Below are 22,261 nucleotides of genomic sequence, written 5' to 3' on the forward strand. Positions count from 1 at the left end.
CCAAAGTGAAATAGTACACGGTCAAAAAAGGGCGCGTACTTATGAACAAGAAAATCACATCATGACACTCGACATGGCAAAAGAAATTTCAATGATACAACGTAGTGAAATCGGAAGAAAAATCAGAGGTTACTTCATCAAAGTAGAAAGACAACATAATGAGTTAGCAAGTGCATATGGAATTACTTCATTAGATGATATGAACCAACTTATCGAACAATTAGTTAGTGACAAACTCGATTACTTAATCTCAACAGGAAAAGTAAGTAATCAAAAATTAGAAGAATTAAACGAAAAATTCGAAGGAGAATATGTAACGCCACAAGACATTGACGCTATCAAATTTGCTATCAAGTCTAAAGCTGAACAAATTCTAGGTAAAGCTGGTATTCAAGTAACGATAGATGAATTCTTAATCGGAGATGTATATGAACAAGCATTAGCAAACAAAAAAGCTAAAGAAGAATACAGACATCAATTAGGAAAAGTCAAATCAAAATTATTAGTTAAATCTAAGAAACATCTAGGCATGAAAGGTAACGCACCTAACAATCACATCAAACGTAAAGATGTAGACTTAGCTATTCAATTTATTAAAGACGTTAGACCATCAGCAATCGAAATTTAAGGAGGCAACAAAATGACACAAGAACAAAAAGAATTACTAACTTACATCCATTACACTCTAGAAATGAATGTTAACGATAAATCAAAAACATACGAACACTCTATCGAAGAAGCTGGAAAAGTAACAACGTTAGAAGTGGATAGAGAACAACACTTAGAAGAAATTATGCGTTGGGCATTACAAGAGTTAGAGAAACATTTCGAATTAATTCCTGAGCCAAAAATTGATTAGTGCCAACAATCGAACAAACAACGTAAAGGAGGCATAACCATGAAATTTTTATACAAAACAACCCTCCTCATCACAATGGCAGTTGTGACGTGGAAGGTTATAAAAATTGAAAAGAATACTAGAAAAACGACAATTAGTTTCACTAATAAATCAAATTTAGATACTAACCGTCATTTTGGTTTTTCTCGACAAAATCTCTAGCGTGTTCAAACGCCATTAAATACACAGAGAAAGCTTCGTCAATCATATCTTGCTCGCTTTCATAGTTTTCGGGTTTGAATTCTTGAGTACTTAGATATGCATTAGCAAAGTATTGTGGGTCGAATGGAATTTTATTCATGTTATCCACCTCCTTAGGTTGATAACTAAATTATACATGAAAGGAGGCATAACCATGCTAAAGAAACTAAAAATAGCACTCCTAATCATCGTCTTGGTGGAGGAGATTAGAAGTGCTAGGAAGTCTAAAGCAAAGCATAAAACTTTAAGACTTACAGACTACGGTATTAGTAAAAATTAGTTGAATTCTATGCCTAAAGATTTAACAGAAAATAACTCGAAGGGATAACTACATTATATACGAAAGGAGTGAACGATATGTCAGAAGAAATGTATAACTACTTTTTAAACTTCATGTACAAAGCTGGTGCATTACAAAAAGTAATTGAGGAGGAAGAACGTGAGAAAGCAAAAAATAAGTAACGAAGATAAAAGCATGTATATCGCTGGAACAATGTTCCTAGCACTATCAACTGCACTATTTATTACTGGAACATTCATACCAAAAGCACTAGGAATTGCATTAATCGCAGCAACAGTAAGCTATGTATTCTTTGATGAATACTACTACAAAAAAGACTGATTGCTACGCCAATAGCAAACAGTCAAAGATTTTCAAATATATATGTACTTAAAATTTACAACTAAATAAGGAGGTCGTCAAGTTGAAACACAAATTACTAAAAATCGCTAACGACTTAAATGCATTAATTATGCACAGTAAAGAAAATGTTGAATGTCATTTCGGAACAGGTGCCTGTGAAGGTGAAGTAGTCCTATTCTTCTTTCATCGCTCAGATGAGTATGACGCAGGAGCTGAAAATATTTTGTTCGCTGAATTTTATACATCAGAAGAACTTCATAACAAATTCGAACTTGCTAAGAAAGTAATTAAAGGGGAGTGCTTAATCGATGAAAGAAACAGTCACTTATCTAATTAAGCTAAAGAACGCACCTTACGACTTATATATACGAAACAGACCTAACTCTCCCGAAGATACAGATTATACAAGAGATAAACGCAGAGCGAGAGAGTTTGACGGTTTAGACAAAGCCTCAATAGACATGACACAACATGCAGCAATCAAAAAAGTAGTAACAGAAACAACTAAATATGAGGAGGTTGAATATGATGAGTGAAGAAAAACAAGAACTTAACTTATTCCAAAAGATAGCAGATGTTAAAGCTAATATTGATGGTTTTACTAAAGATGCAAAAAGTTACAACTACTCATACGTAAGTGGCTCTCAAGTATTACACAGAATTAGAAATAAGATGATTGAAAACAATTTATTACTTGTACCAAAAACATCAGAAGAAAATTACAAACAAATTGATGTAACAAGATTTAATAAAAAAGCTGGTCGTGAGATTACAACATCAGAATTTATCGTTGAAATGAAATTAACTTATGTATGGATCAATGCAGATAAACCAGAAGAACAATTCGAAGTCACTTTCTATGCAGTAGGTCAACAAGACGATGTATCAAAAGCACATGGTACTGCATTAACTTACGCAGAACGTTATTTCTTAATGAAATTCTTCAATATTCCAACTGATGAAGATGATGCAGATGCAAAACAAAAACAAGAAAGATATGCAACTTCAAGTAACCAATTGAAAGAGTTGCTTAGACAAGAAGCAGATAGTTTTATCGAAATTGCTGAAAGAAGTAATGCTGCAAGCAAATATCAAGAACAGATAGAAAAATTAAAAAATATGAACGTAAATGATTTAAACAAACAACAAATCAACGTTACAAGACAACAAATTAATAAATGGCTTGGAGGAATTGAATAATGACTAATTTAACAATTTTAACAGGACGTATCACTAAAGACTTAGAACTAAAACAAGCAGGACAAACACAAGTAACTAACTTCTCATTAGCAGTAGACAACCCATTCAAAAAAGATGACACTTCATTCTTTGATATTGCAGCATTTGGTAGAACTGCTCAACTACTCACTGACTATTGCGGTAAAGGTAGCAAAATCTTAATTGAAGGCAACTTGAAACAAGATAGATTTCAAGATAAAGAAGGACACAATCGTTCAGTAGTACGAGTGATTGCTAACAGAATTGAATTCTTAGACAACAAAGGTAGCAACCAACAAAACAGTCAACCTCAACAACAACGAGGACAAGCACCAGCAGGCAATAACCCGTTTACAAATGATAACAACGCAAATATAGATGATGACGATTTACCGTTCTAGGAGTGATTTAAATGGCACAACTAACTAACGTTGAAGTTTCTTATAAAGAAAAGGAATTTTTTGAACATCTTTCTAACGAAGGTGAGCCACTAGAGTTAAGAAAAAACAGATGTTCTGATTGTCCAGCTACTAATATGTATTTGGAAATTAATGAACGATTAGCAAAACAAGATGCGCCTACACAATTAAAGTGTGCTAAAAGAAATTTTTGTCATCAAACACCATGTAAATCATGCAGAGGTTTAGCCGACTATCTTAGAGTAAAAGGCGATTTAGATATAAACAATGAAGCTTTAATCATTAAGGGCAGTGATTAAATGCCAATTATTAAAAATTACATTACTCAAGATGACGGTACAACTACCGTTGTCATTGAGGGTGTAGATATAGACAACAAAACATCGTTATTACTAGATAACGGACTAGACGTTGAATGTGAAGTTAAAGCTATTGATCCATTCCTAATCACTGATAAGCAGCGACGGAAAGTGTTCGCTCTTTGTAACGATATAGAGGCTTATACAGGGCAACCAAGAGAGTATATGAGAGAAATGTTCCAAGATTATTTAACGTTTCTAAATGGCTATGATAAACGCTTGTCATTAAGTAATTGTTCAAGAGAACAAGCTAGAGAATTAATCGAAGTCATTCTCGACTGGGTGTTTCATAACAATATCCCACTTAACTATAAAACAAGCGATTTACTCAAAAATGATAAAGCGTTTCTATATTGGTCAACGGTAAATCGCAACTGCGTTATCTGTGGCAAACCACATTCTGACTTAGCACATAGATTTGCAGTAGGACGTGGCAGAGATAGAACGAAAATTAACCACTTTGGAAATCAAGTGTTAGCACTATGTAGATCTCATCACAACGAACAGCACCAAGTAGGAATGGACACATTCAATAATAAGTACCACTTAACAGATAGTTGGGTGGATGTAGATGAACGACTAAATAGAATGCTGAAAGGAGTGAGATAATGGCAGTTTTTAGAGTTTACAAAGAAAGTGGAAACTTCGTAACTGTACACAAGAGTTTTATTCATGACGATAACCTAAGCTGGAAAGCTAAAGGCATACTTCTTTATCTATTAAGTAGACCAGATGATTGGAGAATTTACGAAACTGAATTAAATAAACATTCGTCTGACGGTAGAGATAGTTTGAGAACTGGCATTAAAGAATTAGAGCAGGCTGGATATATTCATCGTACTCGAAGAAGAAATGAAAAAGGTCAATTAAGAGAATATGAATACCAAGTATTTGAGCAACCTAACCAGATTGGAAAAACCTATGTAGGAAAAACCAACATAGGAAAATCCAACACTACTAATAATAACTCCACTAATAATAATAATACTAATAATGAGACAGGCGACACGTCACAAATCTTTCAGTTAGTTAGTAAAGAATTAGAAATGATACAAAGTCCTTTAAAAGTACAGGAATTAGAAGATGAACTCAACCTTATTAAAGGAAACAAACTAGAAATAACAACAGTAGCTATTAACTACTGTAAACAAAACAAGAAAGGTATTAACTACCTAATTAAAGTATTAAGAAATTGGAATAACGAAGGTGTAGACACTAAAGAGAAAGCACTAGCTAAAGTGACACCTAAGAAAAAGAAATCTAAAGAAACAGAAGATGTATTTGCAGCAATGAAAGAGAAATTAGGTGTTAACGAATGAGTATGACTAAACAACAAGCATTCGAAATTATAGATAAAGTCAGACGTATTTATAATATGGAATTCGATACTCCTAAATTAGAAACATGGATAGACGTATTAAGTGAAAATGGTGATTACGAACCGACACTTAAAACAGTTAAAAACTACATTAACAGTGGCAACTCATATCCACCTAACTTACCTAAAATCATGAGAAAAGCACCTAAAAAACTGGAATATGAAGAAGAGCCAGAAGATGTAAAAGAGCATCATTGGAAAATGAAGAATGATCCAGAATATGTGGCTGCAAGAAAAAAGTTACTCGATGAATTTAAAGAACAGCTAAGAAACTTTGAGGTGAACAGCTATGAATGAGCGTAGAGATATTGAAAGTACGATTATTGCAAGTTTACTCAAGAAACCTGAACTTATCGAAAAGCTACGTGTTAAACCTTATATGTTCTATTACGACGATTTCAGAGCATTTATGGAATATGTGTTTGAAGTCGGTAAGGTCGATCATCAAGAAATATTCCTAGAAACATCGAAGAACAAAAACTTCTTGGACTTCGACACAATACAAAAACTCTACAATTCAGATTTTATCGGCTATGGCATATTTGAACGTTACCAACAGAACTTATTAGAAGCCTATCAGGTATCTCAAGCAAATGAAGTTATTAACGAGTTTAATCAATCACAAAGTATAAAGTCATTTGAAACAATGCTTACTGACTTAAATGAAGTATCAATGATTAGCGCAACAGATGAAACAAGCACAAAGAAAATCGTTGATGAGTTTGTAGAAGAGTTGTATAGCGATGAACCTAAGAAAGTGATTAAGACAGGCTATCCACTAATGGACTACAAAATAGGTGGTTTAGAGCCTACACAGTTAGTTGTAATCGCTGCACGACCTTCAGTAGGTAAAACAGGATTTGCACTTCAAATGATGCTTAATATCGCTAAACAAGGCTATAAAACATCGCTATTTAGTTTAGAAACAACAGGCGTAGCAATATTAGAGAGAATGTTATCAACCATTACTGGTATTGAATTAAAACGTATTAAGCAAAAAGCTGATTTAACCTATGACGATTTAACAAAATTAACTAAAGGTGCAAGCGAAATATTAAAACTTGAAATAGATGTTAATTCACAAAGTAATGTAAGCACTCAGGAAGTCCGTAAGCAAGCCATGAAGAACAAAGATAAGCAACAGGTCATATTCATCGACTACCTTCAATTAATGCAAACAGATAGCAAATTAGACCGTAGAAACGGTATTGAAAAAATAAGTCGTGATTTGAAAATCATAGCAAACGAAACTGGTGCAATCATCGTATTACTTTCACAACTCAGTCGTGGTGTAGAAAGTCGTAATGACAAACGACCTATGTTGTCTGACATGAAAGAAGCAGGGGGCATCGAAGCTGATGCAAGTTTGGCCATGCTTTTATACCGAGAAGATTACTACAACCAAGATGAAGAAGATGAACTCGGTAAGTCAATTGTTGAATGTAATATTGCAAAGAATAAAGACGGTGAAACAGGTGTCATCGAATTCGAATACTACAAACGTACACAAAGGTTCATGACATGACGGTTATCGAATATAAAAAGCTACTCGGAACAATGTACCGACAAGATTATAGCAACGATCAACTTATTGGAACGTTACTGATTGAAGTTGGTCGGGCTATCAATCGCTTGCTGGAAGAAAAAAAGATATCGCCATTCGATGACTATGAGAAAGTGCTAAACATTATTGAAAACGATACGAAGTGGAGGCAAAGCGATGGGACTTATCGAAAATCAACCTAACGCTTATGATCTGTTTGAAAGTGACGGTTGGAAAGTGTTGAGAGTGCTACCTAGAGATGATGGCACTTTCTACTTAACCAACTTAGGTGGAATGGCAGATAAATATTTTAAGCAGTACGTGACAAAAGAAGAACTAGCAGAGATGAAACGTAAGCATAAGCTGTTCAGACGAGAAGAACTGAAACAGCAGACAACGATAGATGATTTTCTATGGGAGTGACAACGTGAGAGAAAGCGAAATTCAAAAACAAATTATTGAAACACTTAACGCAAATGGTTGCAAAGTCTGGCGTGCTAATGCTGGAACAGTTCGAGTAGGTGGCAGAACAATCAAACTGCTACCGAAAGGCTTTCCTGATGTATTCGGTGTGAGATTAACTGATGGAAAATTTGTCGCAGTAGAGATTAAGAAGCCAAAAGGTAGAGTAAGCGATGAACAAGTGAAATTCAGAGATTTCTTTGAGAAACACAATGTGATACATGGTATTGCACATAGTCCAGAAGAAGCATTAGAAATCGTAAAGGAGAAGATGAAGAATGGCAAAGATTAAACGTAAAGTAGAAATGACATTACCAGAATTAATTCAATGGGGTTGGAAGAACCATATTACAGAAAAAGCGTTTTATAGCAATCTCGATGGTGGTTCTGTGTATTTCGATAATCTTCAAAATGTATCGACAGAGCATGAAATTGCTATAAACGAAACTTTTACAGTAGAAGTTAAAGAAGAAATTACGGAAGATACTATAATTCCTTTGCTTTTAAAAATTTATAAATCGGGGGACAACGCATCAGAAGCCTCTATATATCGTAGTATATCTATCAATACAGCTGAGAGTAGCACTAGAAGTATTGCTTATTACTCAATCAATGATGGTGGAACACTTACACTTATTTGGAAAGATGGCGAATTGGCAGGTGATGAGTAATGGCAAAACTAAAAGTTAATTTTGTAATCGAAGGTACAGCTTATATTGATGCAGATAGCGAAACGGAAAGTGAAGAAACTCGTGTAATGAACTTAGCAACAGATTATCCCGATGAGTTCGATAGTCGATTAGATATTACTGATGTAAAAGATGTCAGTTTAATTTCAGAAGGTTGGAAGTGATCGTATGTACGATAGATATAAAAATATTCCAGATGTGTATATCGGTGGTAAAAAATATCGACTATGCGACGTATATAAATATTTTGATGTCGGAGATTCGACTGTTCGTAAAAGATACTACAAGCAAAAATTAAGAGGTTGGGAACTTGTCTATGGTAAAGGCAAGGTTCCCGTTGAAATTGAACAAGGTAAGGGGATAAGCAGATGAGAATTAGTGAATTAAAGAGAAATGATGTAATAAGAATATCCGGCTGGAAAAAACATAGTGTTTTAGCGATTGTTGATGAACCTAACGGTATTAATTCAGAGAATGGTATTTACTTTTGGGCAAAAATTGAAACAACAGATGGTAGAAAAATCGAGATAGATGATAGCTGGAATTTCGAAAAAGTAAACGAGCCTTTCACACGTAAGGTGGATATGCAGGAAGAACAAGACATGGTACATGAACCACCTCATTATCAGTTCGGTAAGTTCTCAGCACGAATGATTATCGAATTAGTAGGTAAGACGTACAAATCAGCGTCAGTATTCTATCACGTAGGGAATGCACTCAAATACTTAATGCGAGCGCCTAGAAAGAATGGTTTACAAGACTTACAGAAAGCTAAGCAAAGTGTGGAATTTGCGATAGAGAATTGGGAGGCAGAATAGAATGGCATATGATGTAGATTTTTGGTATATCTCACAAAACGCTTGTGAAATAACTTCAACATTCACTCCGTTTTCTGAAGATGAAGAAGAAAGTATTTATATGGATAACGAAGATTTCTTTGCGATGGTCGATCAATTTAGTGATGCCAATTTGATGTATGAAGCTTGGAGAATATTAAGAAGTCAATTAGAAGGAGAAAGTAAACAAAAAATGTTGGAAATCGAAGACAAATTAGGAATTGATGTTGATAAAGAATTAGAAAATATATATGAAAGATCAATGGAATGACGAACGGAGGACTAACTATGGTGTATATGTACGAGCCATTCACTCACACAGTAACTAAAACCGACTTATCTCATCTACACAATATTACGGGTATTCCACACAATACACTATGGTATCAAAGTAAACATGGCATCTATAACGATAAGTTGAAATGTTTCTTTTCAGATACGCTACCTAGATTTAAGAAGAAACAAGAGTTTAATGAAAAAGTTATCGTAGATGATGAGATTTGGAAATACAGTGATAAATATGATCTGTACGTTAGCAACTTAGGAAGAATGAAAACGCCGAATGGTAAGTATAAGTTCGGTAATGGTTGTAAAGGTGTAATCACAGTGATTTATAAGAACAGTAAATATCGTGCAGCAGATATTGTGTATGAGACATTTATCGGTGGTTTAAAGACAGGTTACCATGCTTACCCTAGAGATAGTAGATACAACAATCTTGTAGCAGATAATCTATTCCCTTCTACAATGGCCAAGTATAGATTATATCGTAGAAATACAGGGCGTTCTAAACCACTTTACCTAGTGGATAGCAACAATGAGATTGTAGAGGAGTTCGCAAGCACGGTAGAGGCACAAAGTGTATTGTTCGTTGACCGACGACATATTGCAAGAAGATGCAACAGTAGATGTGTAAGTGATGGACTAATGTATGTGTGGGCAGACGAATATGAGGAGTTGAACGCATGATATTATCCAACACAATTAACCAACGCTATCGCTATGCTACACAAGGCAAGACACCTACACAAATACAGCGTGAATTACGACAGCTAGGTATCAAAGGTTTTGTGGTTAAGGTAGCAGGAAGTAGAGTGACAATGAAAGTTAGTGAGTGTGACATAAAAAGGAACAGGGAGTGTTTGAGATGAATGTTCATTATAGTAGTAATTCGAATGAATGGGCTACACCTCAAAATTTGTTTGATGAGTTGAATGATGAATTTAATTTCACTCCAGATCCATGTGCGACAGATGAAAATGCTAAGTGTAGCAAGTATTTCACTATTGAAAATGATGGACTGAGTAAAGATTGGTCAAATGAAGTTGTGTTCATGAACCCACCTTATGGCAGAGAAATTAAAAAATGGATCAAGAAAGCATACGAAGAAAATTTAAATGGAGCAACGGTCGTTTGTTTGATACCAGCAAGAACAGATACAACTTATTGGCACGATTTCATTTTCGATAAAGCAGATGATATTAGATTTCTAAGAGGTCGTTTGAAATTCGGTAACAGTAAAAACAGTGCACCTTTCCCAAGTGCAGTTATTGTGTATAAAAGAGAATTGGAGGATAACTAATTGAACATCAACAATCTCTACACCTACAAAGCAACATGCACCAATGTTGTGGACGGGGACACTTTGGATATCTTACTCGATTGTGGCTTTGATACCTACGCTAAACGTCGTGTGCGTTTGCTAGGTGTCGATACGCCAGAGAGAGGACAGGATAAGTTTAAAGAGGCAACAGCATTCACTAGAGAATGTGTAGAACATAAAGACATCTACGTCCAGACCTACAAAAGTGATGTGTTCGGTAGATATCTCGCTAATGTTTGGTACGAGGACGGGACACGTAGTTTGAATGATGATCTAAGGGACGCAGGGCTATTGAAAGAGAATTCTAAATGGAATGAGGGATAGGAATGGCAGAAGATCCAAAATTTGTCGTACATGGTTCACAAGTCCAAAAATGGACTGATGATATTCAACAATTAAAGCAAGAACGTGACAGTTTCCGTAAACAACGAGATGAATTAATACAGGATATGGCTAAATTGCGCGAGAATAATGCGAAGTTAGAAAAGGTAGCGAACAGGTTTGACCTAGTAAAAGAAAATATCAAAGAAGAACTAGATAATTACGGTGTACTTTATAAAGATACTAAAAATCCAAGCTATAGTTTATTAAGTGGTGTTTATGAAGATTTATTTAATTATATTGAAGAATTGGAGCGTGGTAGTGATGAGTGAACAAACTATATTCCTAGATGAAAATGACTTACTCAGCTTATTGAATGGTGGAAGTTTTCATACATTGATCGGTGAACAAAAAGTAGTTATTAAGCAGTCGCCACTTAAACCACCAGTAGCACCTGCGTTGAATTACAGATATCAAATAGTTGATACAAAAGCAGAAAGTGAACGTTTTTCAAGAATGGTACAGCATTCAATTAATTCAAAAATTGGAGGAACAATAAATGAATAACACATTAACAGTTGATCAATTACAAGAGTTACTACAAATTCAAAAGGAATTTGACGATAGAATTCCAACACTTAATTTACAAGATAGCAAGATTGCATATGTAGTTGAGTTCTTTGAATGGTTTAACACATTAGAAACATTTAAAAACTGGAAGAAGAAACCGGGAAAGCCATTAGATGTGCAACTAGATGAATTAGCGGATATGTTGGCGTTTGGGTTGAGTATTGCTAATCAACGCAAATTCGATGAATATGATATCCAATTGTTCTTTGAAAGTTGGGAACTTGAAAACTTTTTAGAAAAATCTTATTTCATTAACCAAGAAATGATTTATGACATGATGTATGAGTTTGAAGATGAGGACTTTACTCCTATTAGAGGGTTAATAATTGTATTTAAAATAGCCGAACAGTTATACACTATCGACCAACTGATTGCAGCATACAAAAAGAAAATGGAGCGAAATCATGCAAGACAAGATGGAACAGCAGACAAAGATAAAGGCTACGTGTAAGAAGGATATAGTAGCAGAGATTAAAAGAATACTTGGTAAGGAGTGAACGGAATGAGTGATTTCAAAATAATAACTTCAGAATTAATTAGCAAAGGCATTGAGTTTGAAATAGAAGATGACACCTTGATTGTCGGTGATTGTTCAGTAATCAATTATAGTGACGTGTATTTTTTAAAATTGTCCGGAATTAATACTCAACAAGGAATGGCTGTTAAGCATCCTATAGTTATAGCAGATTTCTTATCTAGTTATTATTACTTATTAGAAGATCATAATAGTATCACTGTAAAAGATATTAATTTTAAAAGTGAGGTGCGTAGTAATGATTAAACGCATACTTAAAGATTTAATCTTAATCGCTATGTATGAGTTAGGGAAGTATCTCACTTCTCTACTCATCATCAAGCTAGAAAGCGAAGATGATATTGATACCGCACCTAAGGACTTTGCTAGTGAGTGGGATCAATACGACTTGAACAGAATTAAAGCAGAGGTGAGTGAGTAGTGTTCGAAAGAATAAAAGAACCAACAGTATTTGCTAAACAAAAAGAAAAATGGGTTGTAGTTTTAGATGAACCTGAAAACAGAAAGTTATTTGAAGAAAAGTATTCGAACAATAATGACGAATGGAAAATTTACTTTAAACCTCATGACGAGTTTTATAAAAGTTTAGAAATAGAAATGGAGAAAGCTGAACAAGAAGTACAAGCAGCAAGGGAAAAAGAAATCAAAAATCCAGATATAAATGAAGATGTTAAACGTATAAACAGTAAAGAAAGTTTGGTTGATTATTTACTAAAAGAATACTATAACAGTTCCAAAATAATCATAGATGAGTTTTCAACTGATGCCGAAATATCAGAAACAAAACTCAAAGCTAATTATAATGAGTTATTAAAACTTAAAGATAAATATATTGGAGGTTAAAGATATGTGGATAGCATTAACCATTATACTCGGCGTACTGCTACTCATTGCGATAGGTAACAATACAGTATTGCGTCAGGAATTAAATGCACAGAGATATACGAACGTGTACCTATTCACTAAGTACGTGAGAGATTGCGATATTGAAGATGTGGAGTTTGAAATAGAAAGAGCAAAGAAACAGTTTAAGTAATGGAGGTAAACACTTGTACACACACGAACAAATAAGGGATATGATATATAGTTATCATTGGCGTAAGAACATACTTATAGATGAAGGGTACATTCAAGATAGTAATGGTACAGCGCAGTATGGTATTGAAGCAGCTATGCCAAAGCCACAAGGTAAGACAACAGATAAGGTACAAGCGATTGCTACTCGTAATTATGTGCTATCGAGAATACATGATGAACATATAGAAGTTGTGTCGTTTATAGATAAGTATGAACATAACATTAACAATGATATGAATTTAAATATTCTTTACTTATTCAAGAAAGGAAAGAAACCTAAAGATGTTCGAGAGATCATGAACATTGGAAGAACAAACTTAGATAGTCGAATTAATGAAATTGTAAATGTATATGTAAAACAACAAGATAAACACAATCAACAACTTCAACAACTTCAACAAGATAAGCAACATCAACACTAATTTTATATTTGAATAAATAAAACTTATAATTGAGTTGTGATAATAATATCTAACAATCAGAAAGAACATTCAACTTCATTGTTGTTTGTTCTTTTCTTTTTGTCTTGAAAGAAGTGAAAGTTATTCCGAAAAAGAAATGTAATAAGATTGGATGTAATCAATTAATTAACTTCAATCAATCATATTGTGAGGAACATTCCTATCTTGTTAATGAAGCTAGGAATAGCTATGCGCAAAGTAGGTATGCTAGGGAAAAGCCTATTGCCACCTTTTATAACAGCAAAGCATGGCGAGAAGTGAGACGTACAGCAGCTTTAAGAGATAACGAACTATGTCAGTATTGTTTAAATCAAGGAATTGTTAAAAGATATGAAGTTGTTGATCATTTCATTCCTATTAAGTATGACTATGAGAAACGATTGGATCTAGATAATCTTGTCGCAAGTTGTATTCGACACAATACGATAAAAGAACGAGATGAGAAATTGCTCAGACAAGGAAAAATCACCCTGCCAGATTTTAAAGGTAGATGGCAATTTGGACTTTCGAGAATATAAGTTCAAAAAGGGGTACGAGAAAAACACCGCCTAAGATTTGTATTTTCTTATATCGTTCGTCCACTTTTCTTTCAGCGAAAGTATCAATAAAATCTTGAAAATGTGGGAAAACGCATAAATTTTATAGAAACGAGGTGAAGTAAATGGGAAAAAGTCGAAAAACGTTAGACCAACGAAAAGGGAAATTGACAGTATTAGAACGAGAAAAACGTAAAGCATCTGAGGAAAAGGCCAACAGCTTACAAAAAATTGATTTAGATCCTCCTTATTGGCTTGATGATAAAGCAAAAGAAGAATACAAGCGAATTGTTCCTTTACTTTCTGAATTGCCTATTGCTAGCCTCGATTTAGCGTTAGTATCAGCTTATTGTCAAGCATTTTCAGATTATGTCAATGCAACTATTCGAATGAATGAGGGAGATGCAATTATTGAAACTGAAAGAGGGACAAAACTCAATCAGAATCATGCAATTAAAAGAGATGCGTTAGCGCAAATTAATTCTATCGCACCTAAGATTGGATTAAGTATTGATGCAAGATTGAAAATCTTTACACCTAAAGAAGATAAAAAAGAAACAGATGAATTTGAGGAAATGATAAATGGCAAATAATATAGATCAAGTAACTGAATATGCTAGAGAAGTTGTTAAAGGAAATGTATTAGCGAGCCAAAAGAATATTCAAGCGTGTAAACGTCATTTAAAAGATTTAAATACAGATAATTTTAAATATAAGTTTGATGTAGAAGAATCAGAAAAAGTTATTAAGTTCTTAGAAATGTTGCCAGATCCTAAATCTGGAAAACCGATGAAGTTAGCAGGTTTCCAAAAATTTATTGCTGGTAGTTTAATGGGTTGGAAAGATCATTTAGGTAACAGACGTTTCACTAAAGGTTATATCTCAATGAGTCGTAAGAATGGTAAAACATTATTAATTAGTGGTCTGTCATTATATGAATTGTTAATAGGGAAAGAGCCTGCAAACGAAAGACTGATAGGATTAAGCGCAAACTCAAGAGAACAAGCAAGTATAGCTTATGATATGACAACATCACAGGTGGAATCAGTCAGAATGAAGTCACCAAAGGTAAAACAACTCACTAAAATTACTGAAAGTAAAAAAGAAATCTCAAACTTACAAGATAAAAGTAAAATTAAAGCAGTTTCGAATGAAGCGAGTAATTTGGAAGGTTATCAGTTCAGTTATGCTATTATCGATGAATTTCATGAAGCTAAAAATAGAAGAATGTACGAAACTTTAAGACGTGGTCAAGTCTTACTTAATAATCCTTCACTCATCATCATTTCTACAGCAGGTCATAACTTAAATAGTCCTATGTTTGAAGAGTATGAATATGTAACTAAAGTGTTATCAAGAGAAGTTGTAAATGAGAATTATTTTATTTATGTAGCAGAACAAGATAGTGAAGATGAGGTACATAAACCGGAAACTTGGATTAAATCCAATCCATTGTTTGAATTAGACGATTTAAGAGTAGTATTACAACGTAATTTGGAAGCTGAAGTTCAAGAAGGTATAGATAATCAAGGTCTAAATGGAATACTAGTTAAAAACTTTAATATGTGGAGACAAGCTAGCAAAGATACTTATATTCCTTATAACGATTGGGTTGAAGGTCATGTTGAGAAACCATTAGAAATTGATGGTAGAGATGTTTATATTGGTGTCGACTTATCAAGAAGCGAAGATTTAACTGCGCTAAGCTTTATATATCCAACAGACGACAGAAAGTATTATGTTGATTCACATGTTTTTGTTGGCACTAAACATTCATTATATGAGAAATCGCAAGCTGATAAAATTGATTACATGAGATTGATTGATACTAATATGGCTACGCTTACTCGTGCAGAATCAGGAATTATAGATTATGAACAAGTAATAGATTACTTAATTGAATTTATTGAACAACATAACTTAAATGTGAAAGCTATTGCTTACGATAGTTGGAGTGCTTCGGCATTTGTAACTAAGATGGAACATGAGACAGATTATTTGTTAGTTGAAGTACCACAAAACTATAAGCATATGTCACCAGCGTTAAAACAGTTTCGATTAGATGTGTTTGAGAACAAAATCAAACATCAAAATAACCCTAATTTAAACTTAGCAATTAACAACGCTATTGTTAAAACAGATAACAACAATAATATTTTGCTGGATAAACAAATGAACAGAAATAAAATAGATGCGTTGGTTGCATTAGTTACTGCTTATACATTAGCTATGAATTACGAATTCGAAAGTAGTTTGCAAGACTATATTTTATCTGATGACTTCGGATTTTAGGAGGAATATAAGTGAATACATTGAAAACATTAGGACAGTTCTTGATTAACAATCTTGTAGCTATCCTTTTTTTATTAGGATTAACATTACTGAATATATCAATATATTTAAAATTTGATTATATTATTGGATTATTAGCAACGGGAGTAACACTTATTGTGATTTCTTTAATTTATCAATTCGAGAAATCACAGCAACCAATTAAATAAAAGGAGGTGTGAACTGTGGGTATTTTCTTCGAAACTAGATCACTACCTGAAGAAAGCACTTTGACTGAAAAAGATTTAACTATTTTCCCTTATAACACAATTCCGTTAAATGAGATTTCATGGAAAGATTATGAAACTTTGATGAATAGTGATATATGGACTGCAGTTACTTTAATTTCACGTGATATTGCTAAATTAGATATCAAGGTATTGAAAAACGGAGTAGCAAGTGAAAGAGATAGATTAGAAATGTTGCTCAATAAAAAACCTAATCCCTATTACAATGGTTATATGCTTAAATTCATTACTATGTTAAACGCGTTACTCACTAAACACGGTTATATTAAAATCGAACGCAATCCACAAGGTGGAGTGAATGAACTTTATCATATAAAGACGAGTAGGTGTCATTTAAAAACAGATGATAAAGGTGAAAATTATTACGAAATAGACAATGATGGTGAATTGTTAGAAGTTCCTTTTTCAGATGTTATAGACATTAAACCTTTTTCTAGTGATGGATTAAATGGTTTATCTGTTATTGATGCTTTAAAAGAAGATATTAATGCACAACGTTTTGCTAAAAAGTTCTTTACTAATTTTTTCACTAATGGCGCTCAAGCTGGCTCATTGTTAAAAATGAAAGATGGTAAATTATCACCAGAAGCTAGAAATAAAATTAAAGAAGAATGGCAAAAAGCAAACAGTGGTGAAGATCAAGCAGGTAAAGTATTAGTTTTAGACTCCACTATGGAATATGAACAATTAGAGATTAGTACCGATGTATTGAAAGCTATCAATGAAAATGATTTAAGTACCAAAGCCATTGCTAAAGCTTTTCAAATTCCTTTATCGAAATTTGGAATTGAAATGAATAATACTTCATTGAAAGATGTAAACAATGATTATCTAATGAATTGTTTAGGAGGATACATGAAGATGTGGACCTCTGAATTAGATTTTAAGTTGGTTACTCAAAAAGAAATGTATAATAAGGAATTCATGTTTGATACAAGTGGCTTTAGAAAGATTGATTGGGATAGTTATGTAGAAACATTAAACAGTCAATTAAATAACGGTGGCATTTCTTTAGATGAGTATCGTAAAGAATTAGGTTTGATACCTTTACCTAAAGGCTTAGGACAAATACCAAGAGTAGATTTAAACCATGTTTCATTAGAATATGCTAATCAATTTCAACTTTCTCAGTTGAAGGGAGGTGGAAATGATGAACAAGGAATTCAGAACGAGTGATAATATTATCGCTAAAGATGATGAGAATATGATTGTTGAAGGTTATGCTCTGAAATTTAATAGAGAAAGTAATTTATTAGGAGAATTTGTAGAAGTTATTTCACCAGAAGCATTAAGAAATGCAGATTTATCTGATGTGAGATGTTTAATTGATCATAACTCCAGTTATGTTTTAGGTCGTACAGTAGCTGACACATTAAAACTTGAAGTAGATGATGTTGGTTTACGTTTCAGATGTGAACTACCTAATACATCGTATGCTAGAGACTTATATGAAAACATTAAATTAGGAAATATTAATCAATGTTCATTCGGTTTCACCATTGAAGAAGATGGAGATGAATTTGAACGACGTGAAGATGGCATATTTAAGCGTACAGTAAACAAAATCCGTTCTTTATTCGATGTGAGCATTGTTACTTATCCAGCTTACGAAGATACTGATGTAGCACCAGCTTTAAGAAGTATCAAAAATATTAAAGAGAATGAGCAAAAGCAAATTGAACAACGTAGATTAATGGAAAAAGCTAATGCAGCATTAAAAATGATGAATATTTAACTTGGCGAAGGTGAACGCCACAAATCATACACTCATAAAGCACATTCAATGAATGGTGCTTATTTTTTATGACTAAATTTAGGAGGTTCAATAATGAACAAAAAAACAATTTTATTAGGTTTACGTTCTGAAAGAAAAGATTTAGAAATCAGAGCGCAAGAAGCATATGATAACGAAAAGCCAAAAGAAGCAATTGATTTAGTGGAACAAATTAGAAAATTAGATGAACGAATCACTAAATTAGAAGATGAAATTAAAAAAGATGATGAACAAAATAAAGGAGATAATGATTCTACTTCGACATCTTCAACTAATGGAGAACAACGTAGTGTTTCACCTTTTGCACCTCGCGCAACAGAAGGTAGCAAATCTAAGGATAGCAAAGAAGTTCGTGACTTTAAGCGTTATATCGAAACACGAGCAGATATTCCAGGTGGTAGCTTAAAAACTGATTCTGGTTTTGTTGTTATCCCAGAAGAAATTGTAACTGACATTTTAAAGTTAAAAGAAGTTGAATTTAACTTAGATCAATATGTAACAGTGAAGAAAGTTAAAAACGGATCAGGTAAATTCCCAGTAGTACGTCAATCAAGTGTAGCAGCTTTACCAGTTGTTGAAGAACTAGCTGAAAACCCTGAATTAGCAGTTAAACCATTCTTCCAACTAGCGTATGATATTAAAACTCATCGTGGATATTTCAGAATTTCTCGTGAAGCTATTGAAGATTCACAAATTGATGTATTAGGAGAATTGAAACAATGGTTAGCACGTACAATTGCAGCAACTCGTAATGCAGCAATTATTGATTTAATTAAAAATGGTGGGCCTGGTGAAGAAGGAGAAAATACACGCATTCCTTCTGAAACTGTAACAGGAGTAACATCTAAAGAAGTTGTAGATGGATTGAAAGACGCTATTAATAAACATGTTATCCCTAACTATGAACATAATGTAGCGATTGTCTCTCAAACAGCATTTAATACAATAGATAAATTGGCAGATAGAGAAGATAGATATTTATTACAACCAGACGTTAAAGAAGCGACTGCTCAACGTTTATTAGGTGGTAAAGTGGTAATTTTACCTGATGAAATGCTTGGAGAAAATGGTGCAAATACACTCATCTTTGGTAACTTGAAAGATGCTATCACTTTATTTGATCGTTCTCAATATCAAGCAGCATGGACTGACTATATGCACTTTGGTGAATGTTTAATGGTTGCAGTACGACAAGATGCACGTCTATTAGACCACAAAGCAGCAGTAGTAGTTGATTTACAAACTACAAATTCTGAACCAGTCGCATAAGGAGGTTAAATAATGGCTAAATTCAAAGTGTTAAAACCTTATAAAGATTTAGAATTAGAAAAAAAACTAATCAAAAATGAAAAAGTTGAGATGACTGTCAAACGTTCAGAAGAAATTGAGAAAACTTTATCAGATAAAGGCTATGAAGGTCCTTTCTTAGAACGTATTGATAATAAAGAGAAAAAGTAGGTGATTAAATGCTTACTTTGGAACTTGAAGAAGTTAAAAATCGTTTAAGAGTTGACCATGATTTTGATGATGATGAAATTCTAGGGTTGATACAAGCATCTGAACAAGAAATACAAGGTGCTGTAAGTGGTTATGGCAAAGCAAATGCCTTTTATAAAGGTAATGCACTTTATAACTTAGCTGTGATTAACCAAGTTGGCCACCACTACGAGAATAGATCAACTACAAGTCAATTCGCTAAGCACAATGTAGCACCTTCATCACTAGCACTTATTCAAAGTTTGAGAGGAGCGTATGCTTTATGGAAATCGGAAGGCTCAAACATAGAATAAAGATTTATGACCAAACTGAAACAGTCAATGATGAAGGTGTTTATGTAACAGATAAGAAGTTGATTGCCACTCCTTATTGCGAAGTGTCAAAAACCACAATAAAAGAATTTAGAGAAATGGGCCTAGAGGCAAGAAAAGGAACAATCGACTTTATTATCCGTTATAGACAAAAGGCTGATATACAGTCAGATATGATAGTTGAATTCAAAGGGAAAGATTACAAAATTAAATATATTGAAACAGACTTACAAGATTTAGAGCGTCAAATGTTGAAATGCGAGGTGGTAGAGTAATGGTTAAACAACGTTACGACAGTGACAAGGATATATCAGATAAAATTAGAAAATTAGTTATCAATAGTGAAAAGCAATCAAAACAGGCAGTAACAAAGGCTGCAAAACTCTACAAAGCTAACATTGAGGCTAATACACCAGTACACAAGCGACAAACTCATTCGACACATGCAGTAGAGGTATTAAAAATATCTAATTTTAGTCGTGATGAACTTAATCCAACTAAAACAGTTGGTTTTGATAAAGGTCGTAAACGTAAAGATGCTGGTTGGTATATCCACTTTCCCGATGTCGGTACTCGTCCCTCTAATCGTTCTATGGGACAACCACCACAACACTTTATGCGACGTTCATTAGAAATGAGTAAAGCCCCAATTCTTGCAATATATAAAGAGGCAGTAAGGAACATGGTCGATGTCGACTAGACACCCTATCGTACGTATATACTCGTGGTTAAAAAGCGATAAAGAGTTAGAGAGATCACTCAATTCTAGTAAGCAACCTAAAATATTTAATTTTGAAATTCCCGAAAACTATCAAAAAGCAGAATACACACCTTTAATAAGAATTACAGAAATTTTATTACAAAACACAATATACAGAGATGGCGATAGTGAATACTATCGCTTTTTATTTGCAATTGAAACGTTTGGTAATGACATCAATACCACTTACACAGTAAGTGAGTATGTGAACGACATTATCAAACAACACAATGGCAGAGTGATAAGCCGAGACTTTTCGAAAGATAAGGAACTCGGCCTTTTTAATCAAATGAATGAATACGAAATAATTTTACCAGTAAAGGAGTAATTAATAATGGCAGATAAAAAAGTAGCAATTACATGTGAAGGTTTCAAAGCGCGTCGTCAAGCAGGTAATGGTTTTGAACTAGGTCTTTTAACAGACGTTCCAGGCTTACAAGAAATCGAATTAGAATTAGAACAAGGTAACGAACCAGTATATGCAGATGGAGTTAAAAAATTAAACTTATTCAGTGGTATTACTGGTGCAACAGTTACAGCAAACTTAATGGAATTAAACAAAGAAGAACGTGAACAGTTCTTAGGAGTAAAAGTTGACAAAGGTATGGAATTATACACTTCTGATTTAGTACCTCCATATTTATCAGTTTCATGGAAGTATCGTTGCAATGATGGTTCTTACATCTACTACGGGTTAACTCGTGGTAACTTCAATATTCCTAATACAAGTGCATCTACTATGGAAGATAGTCCAGAGCAACAAGACCAAGTAGAAATGGAAGGTTCATTCGTACAACGTGATAATGACAAATTAGTATTTGCACGTATTCATAGTGCAGATCCAGATTTCAACGAAGAAGATTTCTATAAAGCAATTCATGGTGACGACGCAGTGACGACTGCCGACAATACACCAGCTGCATAAATGATTTAAGGCGACTGTAATAAGTCGCCTATTTTTGTATACAAAAATAACTGATAAGGGAGTAGTTTGAATGGCTAAAGTAATTTTAAAAATTGATGGTAAAAACAAAACATTTGTTAAAGATAAATTGAATTTAGGTGCAGTTAAAGCACAAGCAGAGTTCGAGCAAAAATTACAAACAGGTTTTAGTACAATCGGCGAGTTACAAAACTTATACCGTAAACATCGTTCGATCTTAAACAAAATTGAAAAAGTAGAGAATAAATTAGCAGATGTAGAGACGGATGAAGAAGCAGAAAAATTATATCAAGAACTAGACGAGCTAGAAGCAACAGATGAGTATAAAGAGTTCTTAAATAAATCAGAAGAACTAAACGAGCAAATCAAAGAAGAAGGCAACGATGAAGATTTTGAAATTTATGACGAGTTCGCAAATTTATTAGTTAAAGTATTCGACAATCAATTCACGATTGATGAAGTGTTTGACGGTTTAGAAGTCGAAAACAGTTTGCCAGATACTTATAGCAAAATCTTCGCTAGTAATGACGCGGGAAAGTCAAAGAAAAAAGCGACTACAACAAAGACAAAACAGCAGACGAAATAGTC

47 protein-coding genes are annotated in these 22,261 nt (G+C 33.6%); 46 read left to right on the forward strand and 1 reads right to left on the reverse strand.

What is annotated here, in order from left to right; translation table 11 throughout:
* A partial coding sequence (locus HMPREF2930_RS08245; protein ID WP_070597297.1) for an antA/AntB antirepressor family protein occupies positions 1-628 on the forward strand: 628 nt, incomplete at its 5' end.
* A gap of 12 nt (positions 629-640) precedes the next feature.
* Positions 641-859 carry a type II toxin-antitoxin system antitoxin TscA gene (tscA, locus tag HMPREF2930_RS08250; RefSeq protein WP_070597300.1) on the forward strand — a complete coding sequence of 73 codons (219 nt, stop codon included), beginning with the start codon at positions 641-643 and terminating at the stop codon, positions 857-859.
* A 163-nt stretch (positions 860-1,022) separates the two neighbouring features.
* Here tscA and HMPREF2930_RS11550 read toward each other — a convergent pair whose 3' ends face one another.
* Positions 1,023-1,199, reverse strand: a complete 177-nt coding sequence (locus HMPREF2930_RS11550) for a hypothetical protein (protein WP_176745769.1) — start codon at positions 1,197-1,199, stop codon at positions 1,023-1,025.
* A gap of 339 nt (positions 1,200-1,538) precedes the next feature.
* On the opposite strand from HMPREF2930_RS11550, the gene HMPREF2930_RS08255 reads away from it, so the two are divergent.
* The 44 genes from HMPREF2930_RS08255 to gpG all read left to right on the forward strand — a co-directional run bounded on the left by HMPREF2930_RS08255 (position 1,539) and on the right by gpG (position 22,259).
* Entirely contained in the window at positions 1,539-1,721 is a 183-nt protein-coding gene (locus HMPREF2930_RS08255) for a hypothetical protein (protein ID WP_070597301.1), read from the forward strand.
* An 82-nt stretch (positions 1,722-1,803) separates the two neighbouring features.
* Positions 1,804-2,079: a hypothetical protein gene (locus HMPREF2930_RS08260; protein WP_070597303.1), complete on the forward strand. Its 276-nt coding sequence runs from the start codon at positions 1,804-1,806 to the stop codon at positions 2,077-2,079.
* Positions 2,051-2,278, forward strand: coding sequence for a DUF2483 family protein (locus HMPREF2930_RS08265; protein ID WP_070597309.1), 228 nt, complete (start codon positions 2,051-2,053; stop codon positions 2,276-2,278). Before HMPREF2930_RS08260 ends, HMPREF2930_RS08265 begins: the two co-directional genes overlap by 29 nt.
* A complete protein-coding gene (locus HMPREF2930_RS08270; RefSeq protein WP_070597376.1) occupies positions 2,271-2,942 on the forward strand; it encodes an ERF family protein in 672 nt (223 codons plus the stop codon). The genes HMPREF2930_RS08265 and HMPREF2930_RS08270 overlap by 8 nt, the downstream gene beginning before the upstream one ends.
* The gene (locus tag HMPREF2930_RS08275) at positions 2,942-3,361 is read left to right on the forward strand and encodes a single-stranded DNA-binding protein (protein ID WP_070597313.1); all 420 of its coding nucleotides are present in this window, start codon (positions 2,942-2,944) and stop codon (positions 3,359-3,361) included. The genes HMPREF2930_RS08270 and HMPREF2930_RS08275 overlap by 1 nt, the downstream gene beginning before the upstream one ends.
* Positions 3,362-3,372: 11 nt before the next feature.
* Positions 3,373-3,678, forward strand: a complete 306-nt coding sequence (locus HMPREF2930_RS08280) for a hypothetical protein (protein WP_070597315.1) — start codon at positions 3,373-3,375, stop codon at positions 3,676-3,678.
* Complete coding sequence (locus HMPREF2930_RS08285; RefSeq protein ID WP_070597319.1) at positions 3,679-4,347, forward strand: putative HNHc nuclease; 669 nt, start codon at positions 3,679-3,681, stop codon at positions 4,345-4,347.
* Complete coding sequence (locus HMPREF2930_RS08290; RefSeq protein ID WP_070597321.1) at positions 4,347-5,057, forward strand: DnaD domain protein; 711 nt, start codon at positions 4,347-4,349, stop codon at positions 5,055-5,057. The genes HMPREF2930_RS08285 and HMPREF2930_RS08290 overlap by 1 nt, the downstream gene beginning before the upstream one ends.
* Positions 5,054-5,413 carry a hypothetical protein gene (locus HMPREF2930_RS08295; protein ID WP_070597323.1) on the forward strand — a complete coding sequence of 120 codons (360 nt, stop codon included), beginning with the start codon at positions 5,054-5,056 and terminating at the stop codon, positions 5,411-5,413. Before HMPREF2930_RS08290 ends, HMPREF2930_RS08295 begins: the two co-directional genes overlap by 4 nt.
* Positions 5,406-6,641 (forward strand): DnaB helicase C-terminal domain-containing protein, encoded by a 1,236-nt coding sequence (locus tag HMPREF2930_RS08300; protein ID WP_070597325.1) that lies wholly within the window; start codon positions 5,406-5,408, stop codon positions 6,639-6,641. Before HMPREF2930_RS08295 ends, HMPREF2930_RS08300 begins: the two co-directional genes overlap by 8 nt.
* Entirely contained in the window at positions 6,638-6,862 is a 225-nt protein-coding gene (locus HMPREF2930_RS08305) for a hypothetical protein (RefSeq protein ID WP_002500246.1), read from the forward strand. Before HMPREF2930_RS08300 ends, HMPREF2930_RS08305 begins: the two co-directional genes overlap by 4 nt.
* On the forward strand, positions 6,837-7,082 hold the full coding sequence (locus HMPREF2930_RS08310; RefSeq protein ID WP_070597326.1) for a hypothetical protein: 246 nt from the start codon (positions 6,837-6,839) through the stop codon (positions 7,080-7,082). The genes HMPREF2930_RS08305 and HMPREF2930_RS08310 overlap by 26 nt, the downstream gene beginning before the upstream one ends.
* A 4-nt stretch (positions 7,083-7,086) precedes the next feature.
* Positions 7,087-7,413 carry a VRR-NUC domain-containing protein gene (locus HMPREF2930_RS08315; protein ID WP_049414093.1) on the forward strand — a complete coding sequence of 109 codons (327 nt, stop codon included), beginning with the start codon at positions 7,087-7,089 and terminating at the stop codon, positions 7,411-7,413.
* The gene (locus tag HMPREF2930_RS08320; RefSeq protein ID WP_070597327.1) at positions 7,400-7,792 is read left to right on the forward strand and encodes a hypothetical protein; all 393 of its coding nucleotides are present in this window, start codon (positions 7,400-7,402) and stop codon (positions 7,790-7,792) included. The genes HMPREF2930_RS08315 and HMPREF2930_RS08320 overlap by 14 nt, the downstream gene beginning before the upstream one ends.
* Positions 7,792-7,974, forward strand: a complete 183-nt coding sequence (locus HMPREF2930_RS08325) for a hypothetical protein (protein WP_049414095.1) — start codon at positions 7,792-7,794, stop codon at positions 7,972-7,974. Before HMPREF2930_RS08320 ends, HMPREF2930_RS08325 begins: the two co-directional genes overlap by 1 nt.
* A gap of 4 nt (positions 7,975-7,978) precedes the next feature.
* A complete protein-coding gene (locus HMPREF2930_RS08330) occupies positions 7,979-8,182 on the forward strand; it encodes a hypothetical protein (protein ID WP_017174804.1) in 204 nt (67 codons plus the stop codon).
* Positions 8,179-8,628, forward strand: coding sequence for a DUF3310 domain-containing protein (locus HMPREF2930_RS11555; protein ID WP_083313652.1), 450 nt, complete (start codon positions 8,179-8,181; stop codon positions 8,626-8,628). The genes HMPREF2930_RS08330 and HMPREF2930_RS11555 overlap by 4 nt, the downstream gene beginning before the upstream one ends.
* A 1-nt stretch (position 8,629) precedes the next feature.
* Entirely contained in the window at positions 8,630-8,917 is a 288-nt protein-coding gene (locus HMPREF2930_RS08340) for a hypothetical protein (protein WP_070597331.1), read from the forward strand.
* Positions 8,918-8,934: 17 nt separating this feature from the next.
* Complete coding sequence (locus HMPREF2930_RS08345) at positions 8,935-9,615, forward strand: hypothetical protein (protein WP_070597333.1); 681 nt, start codon at positions 8,935-8,937, stop codon at positions 9,613-9,615.
* Positions 9,612-9,797 carry a hypothetical protein gene (locus HMPREF2930_RS11790; protein WP_070597335.1) on the forward strand — a complete coding sequence of 62 codons (186 nt, stop codon included), beginning with the start codon at positions 9,612-9,614 and terminating at the stop codon, positions 9,795-9,797. Before HMPREF2930_RS08345 ends, HMPREF2930_RS11790 begins: the two co-directional genes overlap by 4 nt.
* Positions 9,794-10,228 (forward strand): DNA N-6-adenine-methyltransferase, encoded by a 435-nt coding sequence (locus tag HMPREF2930_RS08355; protein WP_070597337.1) that lies wholly within the window; start codon positions 9,794-9,796, stop codon positions 10,226-10,228. The genes HMPREF2930_RS11790 and HMPREF2930_RS08355 overlap by 4 nt, the downstream gene beginning before the upstream one ends.
* Positions 10,229-10,573 carry a thermonuclease family protein gene (locus tag HMPREF2930_RS08360; protein ID WP_070597339.1) on the forward strand — a complete coding sequence of 115 codons (345 nt, stop codon included), beginning with the start codon at positions 10,229-10,231 and terminating at the stop codon, positions 10,571-10,573. It abuts the gene before it with no gap.
* 2 nt (positions 10,574-10,575) lie between these two features.
* The gene (locus tag HMPREF2930_RS08365; RefSeq protein ID WP_070597341.1) at positions 10,576-10,902 is read left to right on the forward strand and encodes a hypothetical protein; all 327 of its coding nucleotides are present in this window, start codon (positions 10,576-10,578) and stop codon (positions 10,900-10,902) included.
* Positions 10,895-11,137, forward strand: coding sequence for a hypothetical protein (locus tag HMPREF2930_RS08370; protein ID WP_070597343.1), 243 nt, complete (start codon positions 10,895-10,897; stop codon positions 11,135-11,137). Before HMPREF2930_RS08365 ends, HMPREF2930_RS08370 begins: the two co-directional genes overlap by 8 nt.
* Positions 11,130-11,651, forward strand: coding sequence for a dUTPase (locus tag HMPREF2930_RS08375; RefSeq protein ID WP_049414109.1), 522 nt, complete (start codon positions 11,130-11,132; stop codon positions 11,649-11,651). The genes HMPREF2930_RS08370 and HMPREF2930_RS08375 overlap by 8 nt, the downstream gene beginning before the upstream one ends.
* Before the next feature lie 51 nt (positions 11,652-11,702).
* Entirely contained in the window at positions 11,703-11,981 is a 279-nt protein-coding gene (locus HMPREF2930_RS08380; protein ID WP_017175563.1) for a hypothetical protein, read from the forward strand.
* Positions 11,974-12,156 carry a transcriptional activator RinB gene (gene rinB, locus HMPREF2930_RS08385; protein WP_070597345.1) on the forward strand — a complete coding sequence of 61 codons (183 nt, stop codon included), beginning with the start codon at positions 11,974-11,976 and terminating at the stop codon, positions 12,154-12,156. The genes HMPREF2930_RS08380 and rinB overlap by 8 nt, the downstream gene beginning before the upstream one ends.
* Positions 12,156-12,578 (forward strand): hypothetical protein, encoded by a 423-nt coding sequence (locus HMPREF2930_RS08390; protein WP_070597347.1) that lies wholly within the window; start codon positions 12,156-12,158, stop codon positions 12,576-12,578. Before rinB ends, HMPREF2930_RS08390 begins: the two co-directional genes overlap by 1 nt.
* Positions 12,579-12,582: 4 nt before the next feature.
* Positions 12,583-12,771 (forward strand): DUF1514 family protein, encoded by a 189-nt coding sequence (locus tag HMPREF2930_RS08395; RefSeq protein WP_070597349.1) that lies wholly within the window; start codon positions 12,583-12,585, stop codon positions 12,769-12,771.
* A gap of 13 nt (positions 12,772-12,784) precedes the next feature.
* Entirely contained in the window at positions 12,785-13,234 is a 450-nt protein-coding gene (locus tag HMPREF2930_RS08400; RefSeq protein ID WP_049419963.1) for a hypothetical protein, read from the forward strand.
* 113 nt (positions 13,235-13,347) lie between these two features.
* Complete coding sequence (locus tag HMPREF2930_RS08405; RefSeq protein WP_070436651.1) at positions 13,348-13,791, forward strand: HNH endonuclease; 444 nt, start codon at positions 13,348-13,350, stop codon at positions 13,789-13,791.
* Between the two features lie 143 nt (positions 13,792-13,934).
* Positions 13,935-14,402: a phage terminase small subunit P27 family gene (locus HMPREF2930_RS08410; RefSeq protein WP_049417272.1), complete on the forward strand. Its 468-nt coding sequence runs from the start codon at positions 13,935-13,937 to the stop codon at positions 14,400-14,402.
* A complete protein-coding gene (locus HMPREF2930_RS08415; protein ID WP_070597351.1) occupies positions 14,392-16,101 on the forward strand; it encodes a terminase large subunit in 1,710 nt (569 codons plus the stop codon). The genes HMPREF2930_RS08410 and HMPREF2930_RS08415 overlap by 11 nt, the downstream gene beginning before the upstream one ends.
* An 11-nt stretch (positions 16,102-16,112) precedes the next feature.
* Positions 16,113-16,310 carry a hypothetical protein gene (locus tag HMPREF2930_RS08420; RefSeq protein WP_049417276.1) on the forward strand — a complete coding sequence of 66 codons (198 nt, stop codon included), beginning with the start codon at positions 16,113-16,115 and terminating at the stop codon, positions 16,308-16,310.
* Positions 16,311-16,325: 15 nt separating this feature from the next.
* On the forward strand, positions 16,326-17,564 hold the full coding sequence (locus HMPREF2930_RS08425; RefSeq protein ID WP_070597353.1) for a phage portal protein: 1,239 nt from the start codon (positions 16,326-16,328) through the stop codon (positions 17,562-17,564).
* On the forward strand, positions 17,539-18,123 hold the full coding sequence (locus HMPREF2930_RS08430) for an HK97 family phage prohead protease (protein ID WP_070436659.1): 585 nt from the start codon (positions 17,539-17,541) through the stop codon (positions 18,121-18,123). The genes HMPREF2930_RS08425 and HMPREF2930_RS08430 overlap by 26 nt, the downstream gene beginning before the upstream one ends.
* Before the next feature lie 93 nt (positions 18,124-18,216).
* Positions 18,217-19,431, forward strand: coding sequence for a phage major capsid protein (locus HMPREF2930_RS08435; RefSeq protein ID WP_070597355.1), 1,215 nt, complete (start codon positions 18,217-18,219; stop codon positions 19,429-19,431).
* Positions 19,432-19,443: 12 nt separating this feature from the next.
* The gene (locus tag HMPREF2930_RS11560; RefSeq protein ID WP_176745771.1) at positions 19,444-19,620 is read left to right on the forward strand and encodes a hypothetical protein; all 177 of its coding nucleotides are present in this window, start codon (positions 19,444-19,446) and stop codon (positions 19,618-19,620) included.
* An 8-nt stretch (positions 19,621-19,628) separates the two neighbouring features.
* Positions 19,629-19,952: a head-tail connector protein gene (locus HMPREF2930_RS08440; protein ID WP_070436663.1), complete on the forward strand. Its 324-nt coding sequence runs from the start codon at positions 19,629-19,631 to the stop codon at positions 19,950-19,952.
* Complete coding sequence (locus HMPREF2930_RS08445; protein ID WP_070436665.1) at positions 19,922-20,245, forward strand: phage head closure protein; 324 nt, start codon at positions 19,922-19,924, stop codon at positions 20,243-20,245. Before HMPREF2930_RS08440 ends, HMPREF2930_RS08445 begins: the two co-directional genes overlap by 31 nt.
* Positions 20,245-20,670 carry an HK97-gp10 family putative phage morphogenesis protein gene (locus HMPREF2930_RS08450; protein WP_070597357.1) on the forward strand — a complete coding sequence of 142 codons (426 nt, stop codon included), beginning with the start codon at positions 20,245-20,247 and terminating at the stop codon, positions 20,668-20,670. Before HMPREF2930_RS08445 ends, HMPREF2930_RS08450 begins: the two co-directional genes overlap by 1 nt.
* Positions 20,660-21,058 carry a hypothetical protein gene (locus HMPREF2930_RS08455; RefSeq protein WP_070597359.1) on the forward strand — a complete coding sequence of 133 codons (399 nt, stop codon included), beginning with the start codon at positions 20,660-20,662 and terminating at the stop codon, positions 21,056-21,058. The genes HMPREF2930_RS08450 and HMPREF2930_RS08455 overlap by 11 nt, the downstream gene beginning before the upstream one ends.
* Before the next feature lie 6 nt (positions 21,059-21,064).
* Complete coding sequence (locus tag HMPREF2930_RS08460) at positions 21,065-21,655, forward strand: major tail protein (protein ID WP_070436670.1); 591 nt, start codon at positions 21,065-21,067, stop codon at positions 21,653-21,655.
* Positions 21,656-21,725: 70 nt separating this feature from the next.
* Positions 21,726-22,259, forward strand: a complete 534-nt coding sequence (gpG, locus tag HMPREF2930_RS08465; RefSeq protein WP_034172780.1) for a phage tail assembly chaperone G — start codon at positions 21,726-21,728, stop codon at positions 22,257-22,259.
* Positions 22,260-22,261 lie beyond the last annotated feature (2 nt).

It is taken from the genome of Staphylococcus sp. HMSC068C09 (assembly GCF_001813735.1).
Lineage (GTDB): Bacteria > Bacillota > Bacilli > Staphylococcales > Staphylococcaceae > Staphylococcus > Staphylococcus hominis.

What these genes read in the sequence shown, in the direction of transcription:
- HMPREF2930_RS08325 (WP_049414095.1), top strand. Translation starts at nt 7,792, where the DNA reads ATGGCAAAACTAAAAGTTAATTTTGTAATCGAAGGTACAGCTTATATT.
- HMPREF2930_RS08340 (WP_070597331.1), top strand. Translation starts at nt 8,630, where the DNA reads ATGGCATATGATGTAGATTTTTGGTATATCTCACAAAACGCTTGTGAA.
- HMPREF2930_RS08275 (WP_070597313.1), top strand. Translation starts at nt 2,942, where the DNA reads ATGACTAATTTAACAATTTTAACAGGACGTATCACTAAAGACTTAGAA.
- HMPREF2930_RS08330 (WP_017174804.1), top strand. Translation starts at nt 7,979, where the DNA reads ATGTACGATAGATATAAAAATATTCCAGATGTGTATATCGGTGGTAAA.
- HMPREF2930_RS08300 (WP_070597325.1), top strand. Translation starts at nt 5,406, where the DNA reads ATGAATGAGCGTAGAGATATTGAAAGTACGATTATTGCAAGTTTACTC.
- gpG (WP_034172780.1), top strand. Translation starts at nt 21,726, where the DNA reads ATGGCTAAAGTAATTTTAAAAATTGATGGTAAAAACAAAACATTTGTT.
- HMPREF2930_RS08290 (WP_070597321.1), top strand. Translation starts at nt 4,347, where the DNA reads ATGGCAGTTTTTAGAGTTTACAAAGAAAGTGGAAACTTCGTAACTGTA.
- HMPREF2930_RS08375 (WP_049414109.1), top strand. Translation starts at nt 11,130, where the DNA reads ATGAATAACACATTAACAGTTGATCAATTACAAGAGTTACTACAAATT.
- HMPREF2930_RS11550 (WP_176745769.1), bottom strand. Translation starts at nt 1,199, where the DNA reads ATGAATAAAATTCCATTCGACCCACAATACTTTGCTAATGCATATCTA.
- HMPREF2930_RS08455 (WP_070597359.1), top strand. Translation starts at nt 20,660, where the DNA reads ATGTCGACTAGACACCCTATCGTACGTATATACTCGTGGTTAAAAAGC.
- HMPREF2930_RS08270 (WP_070597376.1), top strand. Translation starts at nt 2,271, where the DNA reads ATGAGTGAAGAAAAACAAGAACTTAACTTATTCCAAAAGATAGCAGAT.
- HMPREF2930_RS11790 (WP_070597335.1), top strand. Translation starts at nt 9,612, where the DNA reads ATGATATTATCCAACACAATTAACCAACGCTATCGCTATGCTACACAA.
- tscA (WP_070597300.1), top strand. Translation starts at nt 641, where the DNA reads ATGACACAAGAACAAAAAGAATTACTAACTTACATCCATTACACTCTA.
- HMPREF2930_RS08305 (WP_002500246.1), top strand. Translation starts at nt 6,638, where the DNA reads ATGACGGTTATCGAATATAAAAAGCTACTCGGAACAATGTACCGACAA.
- HMPREF2930_RS08345 (WP_070597333.1), top strand. Translation starts at nt 8,935, where the DNA reads ATGGTGTATATGTACGAGCCATTCACTCACACAGTAACTAAAACCGAC.
- HMPREF2930_RS08355 (WP_070597337.1), top strand. Translation starts at nt 9,794, where the DNA reads ATGAATGTTCATTATAGTAGTAATTCGAATGAATGGGCTACACCTCAA.
- HMPREF2930_RS08280 (WP_070597315.1), top strand. Translation starts at nt 3,373, where the DNA reads ATGGCACAACTAACTAACGTTGAAGTTTCTTATAAAGAAAAGGAATTT.
- HMPREF2930_RS08380 (WP_017175563.1), top strand. Translation starts at nt 11,703, where the DNA reads ATGAGTGATTTCAAAATAATAACTTCAGAATTAATTAGCAAAGGCATT.
- HMPREF2930_RS08285 (WP_070597319.1), top strand. Translation starts at nt 3,679, where the DNA reads ATGCCAATTATTAAAAATTACATTACTCAAGATGACGGTACAACTACC.
- HMPREF2930_RS08265 (WP_070597309.1), top strand. Translation starts at nt 2,051, where the DNA reads ATGAAAGAAACAGTCACTTATCTAATTAAGCTAAAGAACGCACCTTAC.
- HMPREF2930_RS08440 (WP_070436663.1), top strand. Translation starts at nt 19,629, where the DNA reads ATGCTTACTTTGGAACTTGAAGAAGTTAAAAATCGTTTAAGAGTTGAC.
- rinB (WP_070597345.1), top strand. Translation starts at nt 11,974, where the DNA reads ATGATTAAACGCATACTTAAAGATTTAATCTTAATCGCTATGTATGAG.
- HMPREF2930_RS08445 (WP_070436665.1), top strand. Translation starts at nt 19,922, where the DNA reads ATGGAAATCGGAAGGCTCAAACATAGAATAAAGATTTATGACCAAACT.
- HMPREF2930_RS08460 (WP_070436670.1), top strand. Translation starts at nt 21,065, where the DNA reads ATGGCAGATAAAAAAGTAGCAATTACATGTGAAGGTTTCAAAGCGCGT.
- HMPREF2930_RS08450 (WP_070597357.1), top strand. Translation starts at nt 20,245, where the DNA reads ATGGTTAAACAACGTTACGACAGTGACAAGGATATATCAGATAAAATT.
- HMPREF2930_RS08310 (WP_070597326.1), top strand. Translation starts at nt 6,837, where the DNA reads ATGGGACTTATCGAAAATCAACCTAACGCTTATGATCTGTTTGAAAGT.
- HMPREF2930_RS08320 (WP_070597327.1), top strand. Translation starts at nt 7,400, where the DNA reads ATGGCAAAGATTAAACGTAAAGTAGAAATGACATTACCAGAATTAATT.
- HMPREF2930_RS08370 (WP_070597343.1), top strand. Translation starts at nt 10,895, where the DNA reads ATGAGTGAACAAACTATATTCCTAGATGAAAATGACTTACTCAGCTTA.
- HMPREF2930_RS11560 (WP_176745771.1), top strand. Translation starts at nt 19,444, where the DNA reads ATGGCTAAATTCAAAGTGTTAAAACCTTATAAAGATTTAGAATTAGAA.
- HMPREF2930_RS08430 (WP_070436659.1), top strand. Translation starts at nt 17,539, where the DNA reads ATGAACAAGGAATTCAGAACGAGTGATAATATTATCGCTAAAGATGAT.
- HMPREF2930_RS08295 (WP_070597323.1), top strand. Translation starts at nt 5,054, where the DNA reads ATGAGTATGACTAAACAACAAGCATTCGAAATTATAGATAAAGTCAGA.
- HMPREF2930_RS08395 (WP_070597349.1), top strand. Translation starts at nt 12,583, where the DNA reads ATGTGGATAGCATTAACCATTATACTCGGCGTACTGCTACTCATTGCG.
- HMPREF2930_RS08410 (WP_049417272.1), top strand. Translation starts at nt 13,935, where the DNA reads ATGGGAAAAAGTCGAAAAACGTTAGACCAACGAAAAGGGAAATTGACA.
- HMPREF2930_RS08365 (WP_070597341.1), top strand. Translation starts at nt 10,576, where the DNA reads ATGGCAGAAGATCCAAAATTTGTCGTACATGGTTCACAAGTCCAAAAA.
- HMPREF2930_RS08435 (WP_070597355.1), top strand. Translation starts at nt 18,217, where the DNA reads ATGAACAAAAAAACAATTTTATTAGGTTTACGTTCTGAAAGAAAAGAT.
- HMPREF2930_RS11555 (WP_083313652.1), top strand. Translation starts at nt 8,179, where the DNA reads ATGAGAATTAGTGAATTAAAGAGAAATGATGTAATAAGAATATCCGGC.
- HMPREF2930_RS08415 (WP_070597351.1), top strand. Translation starts at nt 14,392, where the DNA reads ATGGCAAATAATATAGATCAAGTAACTGAATATGCTAGAGAAGTTGTT.